The following is a 374-nucleotide window of genomic DNA, read 5'->3' on the forward strand; positions in this document are numbered from 1 at the left end:
CGGCGAATGTCGTCTTCACAGTATAACCAGATTGCTTGGGGTTATATGGTCAAGTGAAGAAGCGCATACGGTGGATGCCTTGGCAGTCAGAGGCGATGAAAGACGTGGTAGCCTGCGATAAGCTTTGGGGAGTCGGCAAACAGACTGTGATCCAGAGATCTCTGAATGGGGGAACCCACTCAGCATAAGCTGAGTATCTTGTACTGAATACATAGGTGCAAGAGGCGAACCAGGGGAACTGAAACATCTAAGTACCCTGAGGAAAAGAAATCAACCGAGATTCCCTTAGTAGTGGCGAGCGAACGGGGACCAGCCCTTAAGTTGATTTGAGATTAGTGGAACGCTCTGGAAAGTGCGGCCATAGTGGGTGATAG

The 374-nt window shown here is 49.7% G+C and carries 1 rRNA gene; it reads left to right on the forward strand.

The features are described from left to right. Positions 1 to 47 precede the first annotated feature (47 nt). Positions 48 to 374, forward strand: a 23S ribosomal RNA gene (locus ACF8R4_RS11775); the annotation flags it as partial.

This window comes from Pseudomonas sp. FYR_2 (assembly GCF_043106425.1).
GTDB lineage: Bacteria > Pseudomonadota > Gammaproteobacteria > Pseudomonadales > Pseudomonadaceae > Aquipseudomonas > Aquipseudomonas monteilii.